This is a genomic window from Microvirga puerhi, from assembly GCF_020089865.1.
GTDB classification, from domain to species: Bacteria; Pseudomonadota; Alphaproteobacteria; order Rhizobiales; family Beijerinckiaceae; genus Microvirga; species Microvirga puerhi.
Window position 1 is genome coordinate 91834 of sequence record NZ_JAIRBM010000003.1, and the last position, 16648, is coordinate 108481.

Genomic DNA, 16648 nt, shown 5'->3' on the forward strand with positions numbered 1-16648 from the left:
CAAGCCGATCAAGCGACAATGGCCGGGACATTTCCCGGCCATTTTCATAGGGGCTCTCAAAAGTCAGGATGCATCGATCTCGTTTGCCAGCGGACGCCCTGCTGCGAAATCCGAGATGCTGACGAGAGTCGTGTTCAAAATCGTCTCTAGAGCCTCGCGCGTGAAGAACGCCTGATGCCCGGTGAGGATCACGTTTGGAAACGACACGAGGCGCTGGATCACGTCATCCGGGATGATCGTGCTCGACAGATCCCTGAAAAAGAGGCCGGCTTCCTGCTCATAGACGTCGATCGCGATTCCGCCGAGCTGGCCGGATTTGAGGGCATCGATCGCGGCCTCCGTGTCGACGAGACCACCGCGGCTCGTGTTGATCAGCAGAGCGCCGCGCTTCATTCGGGCCAGCGTCCGTGCATTGATGATGTGGTGGGTCTGCGGCGTCAACGGGCAGTGCAGCGAGATGACGTCTGCTTCCTCTAGCCCCTCGGCTTCGACATAGCGGCCGCCGATTCTTTCGAACTCGGGTGAATGGTACATATCGAAGCCGATCACGGTGCAGCCGAAGCCCGCCATGATCCGGGCGAAGATCGTTCCGATCTTTCCCGTGCCGATTACAGCGACAGTGCGACCGACGAGATCGAAGCCCATCAGGCCGTCGAGCTCGAAATTGCCCTCGCGCGTGCGATTGTAGGCCCGCGGAATTTTGCGATTGAGCGCAAGCAGCAGGCCGACGGCGAATTCAGCGACAGAGTTCGGAGAATAGTCGGTGACGCGTACGATCCTGATGCTGAGCTCTTTTGCAGCTTCGACGTCAATATGGTTGAATCCTGTCGACCGCGTCGCAACGAGTTTTGTCCCACCGGTAGCGATCTGCTTGAGGACATTGCGATCGACGGAATCATTTACGAAGACGCTGACAACCGGGAATCCCATCGCGAGCGGCGCTGTACCGACTTCGAGCGGTGTTTCGAAATAGACGAGATCGTGCCCGTGCTTTTCGTTTAACTTATCGAGAATCGTGCGCTCGTATTTCTTGGCACTGAAGACCGCGATCCGCATTGGGGCAGCTCCCTCGTGATGTTCTCAGGCCGACAAGCCGGCGACCGACCATGCCCTGGGTTCGCCAGGGACAGCACCTCAAGCAAGGACCATCAGTAAGAAGCCTGGTTCGAGCCGAAACCGTCCATGCGATCATAAAGGGCTGAGGAGCTTCGGCAAGGCTTGCACGAAGCAGTGAATATCGAAGGGCTTTTCCCAATGCGGAACGTCCTGAAATTCGGACGGGATCGAACTATGGTCGAAGCCGGACGCGAAGACAAAAGGGATACCTCGGGAGCGCAGGACGCGGGCGACGGGATAGACCGAAAGGCCCTGCAGATTGAGATCGAGAATGGCCGCATCGACGCGCTCGGCCGCCAGGAGGGAGAGAGCGAGCTCTGGATTGGGCGCCGGACCGACGACCTCGAGACCGGCGCTCTGCAAAGCCAAGACCATATCCTCGGCTATGAAATACTCGTCTTCGACGACAAGGATGCGACGAGAACCCAGGTTGTTTTCCGTATGCGATCGAAACATGAAAGCCCCGAGTCCAGCTACCGCAACAGTAACGACAGTTAAACGTAGAGCACCCAAACCCAATGTCCAAACGTGATCAAGTAATCGATCGCATTGGTCGGCTCGTTCGAGGCGCAATCGAGCTGCTGATCGGAACATCTTCTCCTCGCAGCTCTTACAGAATTGCAGTTCATGCGTGATGGAACTGCTGAGGTAGGGTCCCATGTCCAATCGAGATATCATCGTCATCGGGGGCTCCAGCGGCGCAACAAACCCTCTCAAGCAAATCCTGGGCAGCCTGCCCGCGGATCTGCCGGCTGCGGTCTTCGTCGTCCTTCATATTCCTGCCCGTAGCGTCGGCATTCTCGCAACCGTGGCTTCTGCGGCAGGGAAGCTGCCTGTTCAGCAAGCGGAAGATCAAATGGTCATCAAGCAGGGCCATATCTATATCGCTGCTCCCGATCACCACTTGCTGATAGCGGATGGTCATATTCGCCTTGGCCATGGCCCGAGAGAGAATCTGGTCCGGCCCGCCATCGATCCGTTATTCCGGTCAGCTGCGGTCGCCTACGGCCCCCGCGTGATCGGTGTCGTGCTGAGCGGCCTGCTTGGAGACGGAGCGTCCGGCCTCAACGCGATCAAGCGTTGCGGTGGGTTTGCGCTGGTGCAGGATCCGGAGGACGCGATTGCTGACGAGATGCCGGTCCGTGCTCTCGAGGCGACGACCGCGGATCTCTGTGTGCCGGGAGGCAAGCTTGGCGACGTCCTCTCGGAGCTCGCCCGGGAAACGGCAGGGCCCAGATTGCCGATCCCACCCGAAATCCGCCTTGAGGTTGATATTGCAGCCGGCGAGCGTATCGACAGCGACGTTCTGCGTCAGATGGCAGATCCGGTTGCTCTCTCATGCCCTGCCTGCGGCGGCGTTCTTTCAGAGATGCGGTCCGGCCATCCGCTCCGCTTTCGTTGCCAGGTCGGTCATGCCTACACGGCGGACATTCTTGCCAAGGAGCAGGAAAGCCAAGTGGACGAGGCCATGAGAGTTGCCCTCCGCATTGTGGAGGAACGGGCTGAACTGGTAACGCGCATGGCCGAGGATGGCGCTCAGGCTGGCCGCACCGCAATTGCCGAGCTGTATACGGAGCGCGCAAAGGAGTATCGCAGCTATGCCGATACGATCCGGCGCGCCGTGTTGCTGTCGTTCGATCGCCAGAACAAGACGTAGTTGGGCAAGACAGCGAAATCTACAGACGTCTCGGCAGTCACTCTAACCGGCGTTTTTATGATCCGGAGAAGGATTGTCGTGCATTTCTTCGATGATCATGCGGCGATGGATATAGAGCTGCTCCAACGTCTCTCGGAAGTTTTCCAGCAGCCGTTTGCTCTCGGTGGTATCTTCACCAGCCGCTTCGGCCGCGGCGACCCTTTGCTCCTGCTCAGTAATGCGCAGCTCGGCGGCAGCAATGTGCCGGTCGGCCTGTGCAAGGTGAGCGGTCTCGTCAACCATCTCTCATTATTGCACGGAACGGGTTTTCGTATCGCAAATATTTAGACATTACCGTATGCTTACCACTTGGACATGCATAGGTATGGAGCCAATGGGATCTGCCGCCTGGTCGAGAGCTTGGATGTCTCGGATATGAACAACCGCAAGATCAATAAGGCCAACAAGGCCAACCAGGCAGGCAAGGCAAAAACGGCCAAGGCGAAAGGAAGCTCAGATAGCGGCAAGGCACCGCTGATTGTTGCAATCGGCGCCTTGAGCACTTCGCTTGAGTCCTTCGAGCGCCTGATTGCGAGCCTCGGTGGTCTAATTGAGATGGCCGTCGTTATCGTCCTTCAGCAACGCGAGGCCCTCGACGAGGAAAAATTCCTAAAGGCGCTTTCCCAGGCTCGCGGATTCACAACGGCTCCCATCGAGCATGGCGCCGCCGTCGAGGGCGGCCGCATCTACCTCGCAGGTCCGAACATTGCACTGACCATCAAAGGCGGCAAATTCCAATCCCAGCCTGCACAGGAGACTCCGGGCAGACGGGCCACCATCGACAGCTTTCTCCTCTCGCTGGCCGAGGACCAGCATGAGAGGGCCATCGGGATCGTCTTCAACGGCACGGGAGGTGATGGCACGCTCGGCGTTGCCGCGCTGAAGGAATATGGCGGCCTCAGTATCGCTGAAAGCGACGGAAATGATTGGGAGCACGACTTGGCTTCCAGCAACACCGCCGCCGCGCTCGCAGACTTTCTCCTGCCTGTGGAGCGCATCCCTGAGTGCATTGAAGCTTATGCTCAGCATCTCGCATCGTTGCAGGAAGCCGCGCCGCTGGACACGGTGCAGCCTGAAGTCACGGCAGCGCTGACGCGGGTCGCCGCCATACTGCGCAATGCCACCGGCCATGACTTCCACGGCTACAAACAGAACACCTTCCTGCGTCGCGTCCAGCGCCGCATGCAAGTGGTTCAGGCTCCGGATATCGACGCCTATGCGGACTTTCTTCGAAACGACCCGAGCGAGGCGCAGAACCTCTTCAACGATCTCCTCATTGGAGTGACGCAGTTTTTCCGCGATGCCAAGGAGTTCGAACTCCTTGAAACCGAGGTCATCCCGAAACTGTTCGAAGGCAAGGGAGCCAGAGATCAGGTCCGCGTCTGGGTCCTAGGCTGCGCAACTGGCGAGGAGGCTTACTCGATCGCGATCCTGCTGCGCGAGCACATGGCCAAGCTCGACATCGTTCCGCAGGTCCAAATCTTTGCCACCGATATCGACGGTCGAGCGCTCGCGGCAGCGCGTGTCGGACGTTATCCCGAAACCGTTGCCAATGATGTTTCGCCGGAGCGGCTGGCACGCTGGTTCATCAAAGAGGGCAAGACCTATTCCGTGGTCAAGGAGCTACGGGAGATGTGCATCTTCTCGGCTCACAATGTCATCAAGGATGCGCCCTTTTCACGACTCGATCTGATTTCCTGCCGGAATCTGCTGATCTATCTCAACAGCGACCTGCAAAGCCGCGTCATTCCGCTCCTTCACTTTGCCCTGCGGCCGAACGGCTTTCTCTTCCTCGGCAACTCGGAGAACGTCACTCGGCATCCCAAGCTGTTCACGCCGATTGACCGGCGTGCCCGCATCTTCCGGCGCCTTGAGACGGCGGGACGCGTGCTTCCTGATTTCCCCATCACAACAGCATCGGGCCATCGTCCCGATACCGCCATCGCGACCGGACGCCCCCGCATGTTCGCAACCCGGTTGCTCCGAGGTGCCGAGCACATCGCGCAGAGCTATGCGCCGGCTTACGTTATCATTGATGAGCATCTTGAGGTTCTTCATTTTTCGGAGCGCACTGGACGGTATCTCGATCCGCCCGGCGGCGCGGCAAGCCTCAACCTGCTCAATCTGATCAATCGCGATCTTCGGCTCGACCTGCGAGCAGCGCTGCAAAAAGCGGCTGATCATGATGAAGTCGTGAAGGCCGAGAAGCTGCAGATGAGGACGAATGACAGCCGCGTCTTCGTCGATCTTGTCGTCGAGCCGGTTCGGGACGGATCTGACACGCCCAGAAACTACGTGGTCATCTTCAAAGATTCCGTTGCGGCTCCCGATACCGTAGATGCCGTCGTTCAGCATGGAGGCTTGAGCGAGGAACACGTTCAGCAGCTTGAGGCGGAGCTTCGCAGCTCCCGGGATCGTTTGCAGGCGACCATCGAGGAGCTGGAATCGACGAATGAAGAGCTGAAATCCTCAAATGAGGAATACCAGTCCCTGAACGAGGAGCTGCAATCAGCCAATGAAGAGCTCGAGACTTCCAAGGAAGAGCTGCAATCCGTCAACGAGGAGCTGACGACGGTCAATACGGAGCTGGCTCAGAGAGTGCAGGAGCTGGCACGGCGGAACAGCGACCTGAAGAACTTCTTTGAAAGCACCCAGATCGCAACGATCTTTCTCGACAACGACTTTCGGGTAATGAGCTTCACACCGGCGGTGACTGAGATCTTCCATCTCGTCGAGACCGACATCGGGCGTCCGATCACACACATCAAGTCACGCATTATCTACGAAGAGTTGCACGACGATATTCGCCGGGTCATACGTACTCTCGCCACGGTGGAGCGCGAAATCGAGAACGAGATGTCGGGCGCCCGCTATATCGTGCGCATCCTGCCCTACCGCAGCGTCGACAATTTCATCGGCGGTGTGGTCGTAACCTTCGTGGATGTGACGCCGCTTGCTCGCGTCCAAGAAGCGCTGCGTGTAAGCGAGCGTCGGCTCTCAGCGATTCTTGATCAGTTGCCGGTGGGCGTCGGCGTCTTCGACCGGGAAGGGGACGCCGAGTTGAGCAATCGCGTTCTTGCGAATTATGCTCTAGAGCATATTCCATCCCGTGACACGATCGATAGTTCTCGTTGGCGAGGGTATAGGCCGGACGGCTCGCCGCTCGATCGCTCGGAATACCCAGGAGGCCGGGCACTGCGTGGCGAAACCGTATCGCCCGGCGTGGATTTCCTGTTCACGACAGCGGATGGACAGGAGCGATGGACGCGAGTGACCTCGGCGCCGTTCCGAAATGCGGCCCAGGAAATTACCGGGGCCATCGTCGTCGTGCAGGACGTTGATCGCGAGAAGCGGGCCGAGGAGCACCAGAAGCTGTTGCTGGCCGAGCTGCAACATCGGGTTCGCAATACCTTGACAATCCTGAGATCGGTTGCCCGGCAAACAGGGAAGACCAGTTCGACGGTCGAGGAATATGTCGCGAACTTTGACGGCCGCCTGAACGCCTTCGCGCGGGTTCAGACCCTTGCAACGCGCGATCCCACGTCCGGCGTCGATCTCGAGTATCTGATTGCCGAAGAACTGTTTGCCCACGCCACCCGCGAGAGCGAGCAAGTCACGCTTGCCGGGCCCGAAATTCGTCTTCAGCCCAAGGCGGCCGAAACATTCGGCCTTGTGATGCACGAACTTACGACGAACGCCGTAAAATATGGGGCTCTCTCCTCGGCGAATGGACGCGTCTCGGTGGACTGGCATATCGAATCGGACAAGCAGGCGCACCGCCTTGTCTTCAACTGGGTCGAGTCGGGTGTTCTGCTCACGAGGCAAACCCCATCCCGGCGCGGTTTTGGAACCGAGCTCATCGAGCGGACACTGTCCTACGACCTGGACGCGCAGGCGAGCCTGTCCTTCCCTCCCGAGGGCTTCCGCTGCACCATCATGCTACCTTTGACCGAGAGGATCATGAAAAGCCCGGGTCCCCAGAGTCCATAAATTCCTCGGGACATTCGGCGCTCAATGCGGAATTGAGACTGCCTTGTGAGACATACAGAGAGCACTCCGAGGCTCCGCGCTTATCCCGACGCATGTCTGCCGCCCGGTGCGGGGCTCTCGAGGCCGTAACGTGCCGATGTCCCAATAGCACCGAAAATGGGCCGGAAAAGGCATTCCGTCACACCGCGTCCCGACGATTTGACAAACCTAGCAATGTGTACCAGCATGACACCATCATGTTGAGCATCGCACAATACCATCGCGGTCTGCATCGGGCAGGCAACCTCATCGCGGGCACGTAGCCCCGAGCTCAACGCGCATCCGCGCCCCGGGCTCGGGGTGCTCCAGGATATCTAAACCTTCAGACATCTTGTGAGGCCGGCTGCCGACGCAACCGGTATTGCGGCATGCTTCAACGCTTCTCCAAATTCATGCTCCGCGTGGCGGACAATAGGGCCGCTTCGTCGGCTGGCAACAAGCGCGAGGTGTCGGGACCGACGCTGACGTTCATCACGCCAGATCAACGACAAAGCCACGCAGAGCAGGATCCGGCGTCTCTCCCGTCAAGCGCGGAAGATGCCGTGCCATGCGCCACTTCTCGAGTGAGTAAATGGCGTGATGTCCTCCTCCGGATGGAAAAGAGCCATCCGGAAAAGAGGTCCGGCTGACGCCCGGCCAGGGGCCCGCGCCGGACCAAATGCCGGATCGAACGATAGCCGACGACGATAATTCCAGCTTGCAGGCAGCGTGAGCGCTGCCATTGCGCACAACCGAACAGGAGACATTCTATGACGAAGAGTACCAAGCCCCGCATTATTCTGACGGCCACAGATCACGAAAAGCTCTCGGTACTGGCGAATGCGGCCGTCAATACCATGCCGGACGTGGCAGCCGGGCTGACGGAGGAGCTCGAGCGGGCACATGTTCTTTCGCCAGGGCGTCACGCGGCCGACACCGTGTGCATGGGTTGCGTGGTCGATTTTCGGGATGACATGACTGGCCGGGTACAGACGGTGACACTCGTCTATCCGAACGAGGCCGACATCTCGAAGGGCCGCATCTCCGTATTGACGCCGATTGGTACGGCGCTGATCGGACTTCCCGTCGGCAAGTCGATTCATTGGACCACGCGGACAGGCGAGAACAAGCGCCTGACGGTGCTTCAGGTCCGCGAGCCCGCGGTCGCGGAGCCCCAACCTGCCTAACGCACGCCTAGGTATATCACATGAACGATCGCCACGCGGCCAGTCGCGTGGCCCATCCCCGTCTTGCCATCGGCAGAATTCCTGCCAACGGAGTACTGAATGGCCGAACCGAACCGCCGCAGCGGAGTTGCCGCCTCCGACCTGCGCCCGCCCGCGCATGGCTTCGAAAGCCGCTCGCGTCATGCTGGCCGGAAAACACCTCTCTCGATTCTGCCACCGACTCACGAGCCGTCCGATGGCGGTCGCCTCGACCATTTCATTCGACGCGACGGACTCCTCTTTGCGGGGACGCATCTGATCGTCGACCTCTGGCATGCGACGAACCTCGATGACTTGCCTGTTGTCGAGCAAGCCCTGAAGGATGCTGCAGTCCGCGCGGGCGCGACATTGCTGAACATCGATCTCCACCACTTCACACCGAATGGCGGCATCTCCGGCGTTGCGGTTCTGGCGGAGAGCCACATCTCCATCCATACCTGGCCTGAGATTTCTTATGCGGCGGTCGATGTCTTCATGTGCGGAAATGCGCAGCCGCATAAAGCCGTTGAGATTCTGAAAGGCGTATTCCTGCCCGGGATCGTGACACTCGCCGAGCATAAACGGGGAGTCGTCGTATGAGATGGTTTCAAGAAAAGTTATACGAGCATCATAAGCAAGCGCTTTCCATCGATACCGTTCATTATCATTGGCGGACTGAGTTCCAGGACGTGCTGATCTTCGAGAACGCGACTTTTGGCAAGGTCCTCGTGCTCGACGGCATCGTACAGCTGACCGAGCGCGACAATCACATTTACCACGAGATGATCGTTCACGTGCCCATGCTGGCGCACGGGGCCGCTCGAAACGTGCTCATTATCGGCGGAGGCGACGGTGGCGCCCTGAAGGAGGTCCTGAAGCATCCCGTCGAACGAGTGACCCTGGTCGAACTCGATGACGAGGTGATCAGTCTTTCCCAGCTCTACCTGCCGAACGTATCGGATGGAGCATTTATCGATCCGCGAGCCAGCGTGCAGGTCATGGACGGCACACGGTACGTCGAGCAGACGCGAGAGAAGTTCGATGTCATCATCATCGACTCGACGGATCCGCTGGGACCTGGAGAGACACTCTTTACCGCAGCATTCTACGAAGCATGCCGACGACGACTCCGGCCCAGTGGCATCATCGTGGTCCAGAGCGGAGCGCCCTTCTTCCAGCCGAAGGAGTTGGAGATGGTGTGCAGATCTCTGTCGGAATCTTTCGACGGGGTAAGGCCTTATCTTGCGCCGGTTCCGACCTATGCAGGCGGAATGCTGGCGCTTGTCGCCGCGGGCGCGTCCCGCGACGCATTGCGCCCGCCGTGCAAAGTCCTGCGCGAGCGATTCCGACCTTTGCAGGGCCAGACGCGCTATTACACACCCGAGGTGCATCGGGCCGCGTTCACGCTTGCGCCTATTTTCGCGCCATAGTGCCCTACAGACTGCCGTGAGTCGAAGGTCGGAGGGGCATCAATCCTGAATTCAGACGAGCCGGAGAATGCATCTCACAAGCCTAGGCGCCTGGCCATCAGTTCCGCGACATGGAGTGTCTCTTTCCCGGCTCCCTGCTCGATCTGTTCCCGGCAGCTATAGCCATTCGCCAGGATCAAGGTTTCAGGCTCGGCCGATCGCACAGTCGGCAGCAGCACCCGCTCGCCCGCCGCCATGGCGACATCGTAGGTTTTCGCGCTGAAGCCAAAGGCTCCGGCCATGCCGCAGCAGCCTGACCGCATGATGTCATAATCAAGGTTGAGCCTGTCGAGAAGCCTGCGCTCCCCGCCGTCCTTGATCACCGCATGCTGATGGCAATGGATCTGCACTAGGGCCTTGGCATGCGAGTCCGGTTGTAGCGTGCGGCCATCGGCATGCTGGTCCATGAAGTCGCTGAAGAAGACGCTTTGTTCGGAAAGCCGCTTGGCGATTTCATCCTCGGGATAGAAGTTTATAAGCTCGTCCTTGAAGGAGGTCAGACAGGCAGGCTCGAGACCGATAAGCGGCGTTCCGGCGCGGATCTCCTCGCCCAGAACCGTCATCGTCTGCCGCCACAATCGCTTGGCCGTTCCAAGCCAACCCCAGTCGTATAATGGGCGCCCACAGCACAGCGGCCGATCGGGAATGACGACCTGAAAACCGAGCTCTTCGAGAATCTTCGTGGCGGCGATGGCAGTTGCAGGGCGAAAGTAATTGTTGAACGTGTCCGGCCAAAGCAGGACCCGTCGACCTCCGTTCCGTGGTGCCTCACGGCGGCGGAACCAGTCGGTAAAGGGCTCGGGGGCGAAGCGAGGGATCGAACGCTGCTGCGCGATTCCGCCCGCGGCCTTGGCAAGGCCGCGCAACACCGGCGTCTGCGTGAGGAGGTTGGCGGTCCGGGGCATGCGCGACGCCTCGCGCGCCAGCCAGTAGATCCAGCCCATCGCATAGGCATGTCGGGGCCGCAGGCGCCAGGCATAGTGATGAGCACGAAACTCGGCCTTGTAGCTCGCCATGTCGACGCTGACGGGGCAGTCGCTCTTGCAGCCCTTGCAGGCCAGACACAAGCTCAGCGCATCTTCGACGGCATTGCTGCGCCAGCCGTTGTTGATCGGTCCTCCGTGCAGCATCTCGAACAGAAGCCGCGCCCGTCCACGGGTCGTATATTTCTCCTCGTGCGTCGCGAGATAGCTCGGACACATCACCTCACCGTCACTGTTGTGACGGCGGCATTTCCCGACGCCGACGCAACGCTGGGCAGCGCGCTCGAAACCTCCTTCGTTCGGAAAAGTGAAGTAGGTCTCGAGCTTGCGGGGGTGATAACTTGGCCCGAGCCGAAGGTTGGATGTGATCGGGTACGGATCGATCACTTTGCCGGGATTCATGAGCCATTGCGGGTCCCAGATCGCCTTGAACTCTCGAAAGGCGCGGACCAGATCCGGCCCATACATCTTCTCAAGAAGGGCTCCTCTTGCTTGCCCGTCTCCGTGCTCGCCCGAGAGGGAGCCGTCGTGACGAACGACGAGCTCCGCCGCCTCATCCAGGAATTCACGCCAGCGCTCTATCCCCGGTTCGTCGTAAAGTTCGAAGGCGATGGCACAATGGACGACGCCGCCTGCGAAATGACCATAGATGACGGGATCATAACCATACTTGGCGAAGAGCGTCTTAAGCTCGCGAAGATAATCACCGAGCTGGTCCGGAGAGACCGCGCTGTCCTCCCATCCCGGCCAGGTATCGGGATGATTCGGGACGTAGGATTCAGCTCCAAGGGAATCATCACGAACGTTCCAGATCCGCTTCTGCTGGTCTTTGTCCTGGATCAGCTTCGGGTCGACGCCATCGCTCCCCTTGAATGAATCGACAAATTTCTGGGCTTTCGCGACGGCGTCATCGTCGTTCTCGCCACCGAACTCGACGAGGAGCCATCCCTTTCCTTGCGGGAGAACTTTCAGGTCGTCGGTGTGCAAGCCCTTTGTCTTGTATCGATCGATCAGGGTTTCATCGAAGCCCTCAAGGCCGATCGGCTGGTATTTGAGAACGTTGGGAACGGCGTCGGCAGCCTGAAAGATGTCCGGAAACCCGACAATGGTGATGACGCGTGCCGGAGGATTGTGAATGAGGTTGAGGGTCGCCTCGAGAACGATCACGCATGTGCCTTCGGTTCCAACGAGGGCACGGGCAACGTTCATGTCTTTCTCTGGCAGGAGCTGGTCGAGATTCTCATAGCCCGAAACCCGACGCGGGATCTCCGGGTATTTCTGTCGGATCAGGTCACCGTATTGACGGCGCAGTTCGTCGAGACGACGATAAATCTCGGCACGGCGTCCACCAGCGCGCAGAATCGACCGAAAGGCCTCGTCGTCGGTGGGACCGACTTTCAGCTGCAGCCCCTCATAGGTCAGGATCTCCAACGCATAGACGTTGTGCACCGTAATCCCGTTCATGACCGCATGGACGCCGCCGGAATCGTTGCCGATCATGCCGCCGAGGGTGTTGTGATCGTGCGTGGCGGGATCGGGACCGAAGGTGAGACCGTATTTGGCGGCTTCGTCCCGCAGATGGTCCAGAATGCAGCCAGGTTCGACGCGCGCCAAATGGCGTTCGGGGTCGATTTCGAGCACGCGATTGAGATATTTCGAGAAGTCGATCACAACAGCCGTATTGCAGCACTCGCCCGCAAGGCTCGTTCCTCCGCCACGCGGCAAGATGGGCGCGTGGTGGCGACGGCAGATCTCGAGGGTCTTGACGACAGCTTCACGGGTTCTCGGAAGCACGACTCCGATCGGAACCTGCCGGTAGTTCGAGGAATCCGTCGCATAAAGAGCCCGGCTTCCATCATCGAAGCGAACTTCGCCATCCACTGCGGCCTCAAGCTCCCTGAACAGAGCCTTGGGATCGAGACCGGGTACGTCCGTGTATACAGTTCTGATGCGGCCCCCAGGAGCGCGCTCAATTCTTCGTTCCGGGTGCCTTTTGCGGTTCTCCGACGACAGCTCGTTCGCCTCTGTCACCGCCACGTTGGCCATTGCGGCATCCTTCCGTTAACGTCGGGCCTCGTGCATTCCAGCAACGCCTATGGGACCTTCAGTGCACGATGACATCGCGCTGGACGGTCTTCACATCCGTCACGCCTGTGAGCGCCATGCCGGCATCGAGCTCCTCCGATATCAAGGACAGGGCCTTGGAGACCCCTGCCTCTCCACCGGCCCCCAGCCCGTAGAGATAGGCGCGTCCGATAAGGCATGCCTGTGCGCCGAGAGCGAGAGCTTTCAGGACGTCGAGACCTGAACGGATTCCGCTGTCGAAGAGGATCTCGGCGCGGTCACCGACTGCATCCCGTACCGCCGGGAATGCCTCCACGGTCGAGGGAGCCCCATCGAGCTGGCGACCGCCATGGTTCGACACGAGGACCGCGTCCGCGCCTGCGGCAACCGCGATCTCGGCATCTTTCGGATCGAGGATGCCCTTGATGATGAGCTTGCCCGGCCAAAGCTTCCGCACCCACTCCACGTCATGTCGGTCGAAGGAGGGATCGAACTGCTGCTTCACCCATTCCGACAGGATCCCGAGATTGCCCGAATGCTTGATAGCGTCCTTGAGGTTGCCGAAGGTGTATTCCTTGCTTCCCAGCATTCCGAAGGCCCAGCGCGGATGCATGGCGATGTCCATGACGTTGGACAATGTCATTCGCGGGGGAATGCCGAGGCCGTTATGGACGTCAGCCGTGCGCTGGCCTTCGACATGGAGGTCCATGGTCAGGATTAGCGTCGGGCATTGTGCTGCATGCGCCCGCTCGATCAGAGATTGGCTGAAGCCCCGATCCTTCATCAGGTAGAGTTGAAACCAGAAGGGTTTTCCGGTCGCGGCAGCAACGTCCTCTATGGAACAGACCGACATGGTGCTCAGGCAAAAGGGCACACCTGACGATTGCGCAGCCCGCGCGGCATGAATTTCACCGTTGGGATACACGGCGCCCGTCAGACCCGCCGGCGCGAGTGCGACCGGCAGTGATACGGGCTCACCGACGATGGTCGTCTCCTGTATCCGTGCGGAAACGTCGACCATGACCCGCTGGCGCAGCTCCAGCGCATCGAGAGCCTCCCTGTTCGCCCGCAGGGTGAGTTCGTCATAGGATCCAGCTTCGACATACTCGAAGAACGTCCGTGGCATGCGCCTTTTCGCAATCTCGCGAAGGTCTTCAATATTGGCGATCGTATCCCACGACGGGCGTGTCTCTGTCTTAGCGGCCGATGCAGAAGCCAGCTCCTTCGATCCGACAATGGCATTGATGAAGGGCATGGCTGCCTCTCAGATGATCTCGCGTACCTTATCCGACGCAATCGTGAGTGCGATGGAGCCGGCATTCGATGTGCCGCGTGCGAGCGCTTCCGCAAAGTGGGCAGCCTGCTCGGGGCTGATCTTCGGCGGCATGGGAGGCTCATTTGGATCCACGACAGCTTCGATCACGACAGGTCCCCGGGTCGCGAGCGCTTGCCGCAGGATTTCACCACAAGTCTTCGGGTCCTCAATGGTGAAGCCGGTGCAGCCGAAGCCTTTGGCGACGGTTGCGAAATCGATCGGCTGGAGCGCGCAGACATATTCCGGATTGCCGAGGAAAACCATCTGTTCCCATTTGATCTGACCGAGAACGTTGTTCTTGATCACGATGATCTTTACATCGAGATCATATTTGACAGCCGTCGCCAGCTCTCCGAGCAACATCGTGATCCCGCCATCTCCGACGAATGCGACAACCTGCCGGCTCGGATAGGCAAGGGCAGCGGCGTTCGCATAGGGAAGGCCGCAGGCCATCGTGGCGAGATTTCCGGAGCAGGAGAACATCATGTTCCCGCGCATGTCGAGGTGACGCGCCGCCCAGGTCGTAATCGTTCCGGAATCGGTGGCGATGATCGCATCGTCGGACAGGAGGTTGTTGAGTTCGTGGGCGACGACCTGCGGCTTCATCGGCATGCCGGTCCGTGTTCCGCGCTCCCGCATGAGTTCGCGCCACTTGGTCATCCCGGCCTGGGCCGTTTCCAGAAACGAGCGATCTTGGTGGTGATCGAGTTTCGGCAAAAGCGCCCGAAGAACCCGTGCGGAATCGCCGACAAGCGCCGCATCGACAGGGTAGCGAAGGGAAACGCGCTTAGGGTCGAGCTCAACCTGAACGCATTTGGCCTTGCCGGGCTTCGGGTAGTACTCGATGTATGGGAAACTGGAGCCGACGATCAGAAGCGTATCGCAGCTTTCCAAAGCTTCCTGGGATGGCCGCGTCCCCAGAAGCCCTGTTCCACCTGTGGTGTAGGGATGATCATCAGGCAGGACGCCTTTGCCGAGAAGCGGCTTCACGACCGGCGCGCCGAGTCGCTCCGCGACGGTCTCGACCTCGCCTCCTGCGCCGAGGGCGCCCCTTCCTGCCATGATAACGATTTTCCGCCCCTCGTTCAGGATTGCCGCCGCGCGGGCGAGCTGATCGTCCGTCGGGATATGGGCGCTTTCGGCCATGAGTGCCGAGACATGATCGGGCCGATTGCGCTTCGAGCGGAGATCCTTCCTGACAGGCTGATCCTGAATGTCCGCCGGTGCCGTGATGTGAGCGACACCCCGGTAGGCCAGAGCCGTGCGACAGGCGAGTTCGGTTACATTCTGAACATGGGCGGCGCCCATGATCCGTGAATTATAGACACAAACATCCATGAAGAGCTTATCGAGCTCCACATCCTGCTGCGTGTAAGTGTGCAGGAGATCGTGGAACTGAAGGCCTGTGATGGCGAGAACCGGTTGCCCGTCAAGCTTGGCGTCATAGAGCCCGTTGAGGAGATGGATCCCGCCGGGACCGGAGGTGGCGATGCAGACGCCGAGTCTGCCCGTCCATTTGGCATGAGCGCAAGCCATGAAGGCAGCCGCCTCCTCGTGCCGAACTTGAATGAACCGGATTCGATCCTCGGCTTTGCGTAGCGACTCGATAATGCCGTTGATTCCATCGCCTGGAATTCCGAAGACCCTGTCGACGCCCCAGTCGATCAGAGTTTCAACGAGGATGTCTCCGGCAGTCATTGACATGATCATCTCCTCGATGAATGGGCGGCGGATCGCCAGCCAAATGAGGCCTGGCCTGTCGGCTGCCGCCGCGCAGGAAGCGTGCGCTCGCGGGGAAGCGAGAATTGCCAAGGTCAGGCTTGACTCCGCAGCCCCCACGCGACGACGAAAATGAGGCCTCATCTCACCGCGCGCTCCTTCGACCGAAACTGGGTGACTAAAAGGGCGCCTCGTGCGAGAGTTCCAGGGTCGACGAAAGTTTGTCCGCTGCCGTACCATGTTGCCGGGTAGATCCAGGCGGCCGAGGCTCTACCATGGTCAAGCTGGAGCGTGAGCGTGACGGAGAGCCAAGGCGCGGCAAAGCATCGGCAAATTCCAATCCGAAATCGCCTGCTGCAAGCCATTTCGTCCCGAGATCTGCAGACGCTTTGGCCTCGTTTGGAGAGAGTAGAGCTTAAGCCCCGACAGACGCTCCATCATTCCGGCACTCCGGTGGAGTCCATCTATTTCATCGAAAGTGGACTTGTCTCCGTTTCGGCCAAAGCATCACCCGGTACATGGGTGGAGGTCTGGCTGATCGGCTCCGAGGGAATGACCGGCGTTCCGGTCCTCCTGGAGGATACGGACGACCCTCCGTTCCGACGCGTGGTCCAAGTGGGCGGAAGCGCACACCGGATCTCCCGCCAAGAGTTTCAGGATGCGGTCCAAAGGTTGTCGTCGCTGCGGGCGATATTGCTCAAATATGCCCAGTTCGTCTTGCTGCAAACTTCCCAATCGGCTGTTTGCGAAGCGCACCATCCCCTGAAGCAACGCCTGTGCCGCTGGCTCCTGCTGGCGCGGGATGGGTTGGAAAGAGACGATATCCCTCTCACACACCAGATGCTTGCGCGACTGCTCGGCGTAAGGCGCGCAAGCATCACGGAATGTTTGCGTATCCTTGAGGAAGAAGCAGCCCTTGAGAACACACGAGCGCTGATCCACGTGAGCCACCCGGAGAGATTGGAGGGCCTGGCGTGCAGTTGTTACAACCTCATCAGAAGCGAGTACCGGCGGCTGATCACGTGAAGCCCCATAGTCGCAGTTGCTGCACGAACGACTCCGGCGCGAAGTCG

Annotated in this window: 12 protein-coding genes; 6 read left to right on the forward strand and 6 right to left on the reverse strand. The window is 59.7% G+C overall.

All coding sequences use genetic code 11. The features are described 5' to 3' along the window. Positions 1 to 63: 63 nt before the first annotated feature. Both K9B37_RS04820 and K9B37_RS04825 read right to left on the reverse strand, forming a co-directional pair. Positions 64 to 1056 carry a 2-hydroxyacid dehydrogenase gene (locus K9B37_RS04820; protein ID WP_224311711.1) on the reverse strand — a complete coding sequence of 331 codons (993 nt, stop codon included), beginning with the start codon at positions 1054 to 1056 and terminating at the stop codon, positions 64 to 66. Between the two features lie 132 nt (positions 1057 to 1188). Then, positions 1189 to 1572, reverse strand: a complete 384-nt coding sequence (locus tag K9B37_RS04825) for a response regulator (protein ID WP_224311713.1) — start codon at positions 1570 to 1572, stop codon at positions 1189 to 1191. A 202-nt stretch (positions 1573 to 1774) separates the two neighbouring features. On the opposite strand from K9B37_RS04825, the gene K9B37_RS04830 reads away from it, so the two are divergent. Then, the gene (locus tag K9B37_RS04830; RefSeq protein ID WP_224311715.1) at positions 1775 to 2773 is read left to right on the forward strand and encodes a chemotaxis protein CheB; all 999 of its coding nucleotides are present in this window, start codon (positions 1775 to 1777) and stop codon (positions 2771 to 2773) included. Positions 2774 to 2815: 42 nt separating this feature from the next. Here the strand turns inward: K9B37_RS04830 and K9B37_RS04835 are convergent, their stop codons facing one another. Further along, positions 2816 to 3055 carry a hypothetical protein gene (locus K9B37_RS04835; RefSeq protein WP_224311717.1) on the reverse strand — a complete coding sequence of 80 codons (240 nt, stop codon included), beginning with the start codon at positions 3053 to 3055 and terminating at the stop codon, positions 2816 to 2818. Positions 3056 to 3187: 132 nt separating this feature from the next. On the opposite strand from K9B37_RS04835, the gene K9B37_RS04840 reads away from it, so the two are divergent. The 4 genes from K9B37_RS04840 (at position 3188) to speE (ending at position 9455) form a co-directional block, all read left to right on the forward strand. Further along, positions 3188 to 6802, forward strand: a complete 3615-nt coding sequence (locus K9B37_RS04840; RefSeq protein WP_224311718.1) for a CheR family methyltransferase — start codon at positions 3188 to 3190, stop codon at positions 6800 to 6802. Between the two features lie 788 nt (positions 6803 to 7590). After that, positions 7591 to 8007, forward strand: coding sequence for a nucleoside diphosphate kinase regulator (rnk, locus tag K9B37_RS04845; RefSeq protein WP_224311720.1), 417 nt, complete (start codon positions 7591 to 7593; stop codon positions 8005 to 8007). Positions 8008 to 8106: 99 nt separating this feature from the next. Continuing rightward, on the forward strand, positions 8107 to 8625 hold the full coding sequence (speD, locus tag K9B37_RS04850; RefSeq protein ID WP_224311722.1) for an adenosylmethionine decarboxylase: 519 nt from the start codon (positions 8107 to 8109) through the stop codon (positions 8623 to 8625). Further along, positions 8622 to 9455 carry a polyamine aminopropyltransferase gene (speE, locus tag K9B37_RS04855; RefSeq protein WP_224311724.1) on the forward strand — a complete coding sequence of 278 codons (834 nt, stop codon included), beginning with the start codon at positions 8622 to 8624 and terminating at the stop codon, positions 9453 to 9455. Before speD ends, speE begins: the two co-directional genes overlap by 4 nt. Before the next feature lie 74 nt (positions 9456 to 9529). On the opposite strand, the gene K9B37_RS04860 is transcribed toward speE, so the two are convergent. Genes K9B37_RS04860 through K9B37_RS04870 form a run of 3 tightly spaced genes read right to left on the reverse strand, consistent with a single transcriptional unit; the run spans position 9530 to position 15560 of the window. Further along, positions 9530 to 12523 carry an FAD-binding and (Fe-S)-binding domain-containing protein gene (locus K9B37_RS04860; RefSeq protein ID WP_224311726.1) on the reverse strand — a complete coding sequence of 998 codons (2994 nt, stop codon included), beginning with the start codon at positions 12521 to 12523 and terminating at the stop codon, positions 9530 to 9532. Between the two features lie 58 nt (positions 12524 to 12581). Next, positions 12582 to 13796, reverse strand: a complete 1215-nt coding sequence (locus K9B37_RS04865; protein WP_224311727.1) for an alpha-hydroxy acid oxidase — start codon at positions 13794 to 13796, stop codon at positions 12582 to 12584. Between the two features lie 9 nt (positions 13797 to 13805). Beyond that, on the reverse strand, positions 13806 to 15560 hold the full coding sequence (locus K9B37_RS04870) for a thiamine pyrophosphate-dependent enzyme (protein ID WP_224311728.1): 1755 nt from the start codon (positions 15558 to 15560) through the stop codon (positions 13806 to 13808). A gap of 312 nt (positions 15561 to 15872) precedes the next feature. On the opposite strand from K9B37_RS04870, the gene K9B37_RS04875 reads away from it, so the two are divergent. After that, complete coding sequence (locus K9B37_RS04875) at positions 15873 to 16601, forward strand: Crp/Fnr family transcriptional regulator (protein ID WP_224311729.1); 729 nt, start codon at positions 15873 to 15875, stop codon at positions 16599 to 16601. Positions 16602 to 16648: the final 47 nt, after the last annotated feature.

What these genes read in the sequence shown, in the direction of transcription:
- K9B37_RS04825 (WP_224311713.1), bottom strand. Translation starts at nt 1,572, where the DNA reads ATGTTTCGATCGCATACGGAAAACAACCTGGGTTCTCGTCGCATCCTT.
- speE (WP_224311724.1), top strand. Translation starts at nt 8,622, where the DNA reads ATGAGATGGTTTCAAGAAAAGTTATACGAGCATCATAAGCAAGCGCTT.
- K9B37_RS04870 (WP_224311728.1), bottom strand. Translation starts at nt 15,560, where the DNA reads ATGTCAATGACTGCCGGAGACATCCTCGTTGAAACTCTGATCGACTGG.
- K9B37_RS04860 (WP_224311726.1), bottom strand. Translation starts at nt 12,523, where the DNA reads ATGGCCAACGTGGCGGTGACAGAGGCGAACGAGCTGTCGTCGGAGAAC.
- rnk (WP_224311720.1), top strand. Translation starts at nt 7,591, where the DNA reads ATGACGAAGAGTACCAAGCCCCGCATTATTCTGACGGCCACAGATCAC.
- K9B37_RS04865 (WP_224311727.1), bottom strand. Translation starts at nt 13,796, where the DNA reads ATGCCCTTCATCAATGCCATTGTCGGATCGAAGGAGCTGGCTTCTGCA.
- K9B37_RS04835 (WP_224311717.1), bottom strand. Translation starts at nt 3,055, where the DNA reads ATGGTTGACGAGACCGCTCACCTTGCACAGGCCGACCGGCACATTGCT.
- K9B37_RS04840 (WP_224311718.1), top strand. Translation starts at nt 3,188, where the DNA reads ATGAACAACCGCAAGATCAATAAGGCCAACAAGGCCAACCAGGCAGGC.
- speD (WP_224311722.1), top strand. Translation starts at nt 8,107, where the DNA reads ATGGCCGAACCGAACCGCCGCAGCGGAGTTGCCGCCTCCGACCTGCGC.
- K9B37_RS04820 (WP_224311711.1), bottom strand. Translation starts at nt 1,056, where the DNA reads ATGCGGATCGCGGTCTTCAGTGCCAAGAAATACGAGCGCACGATTCTC.
- K9B37_RS04830 (WP_224311715.1), top strand. Translation starts at nt 1,775, where the DNA reads ATGTCCAATCGAGATATCATCGTCATCGGGGGCTCCAGCGGCGCAACA.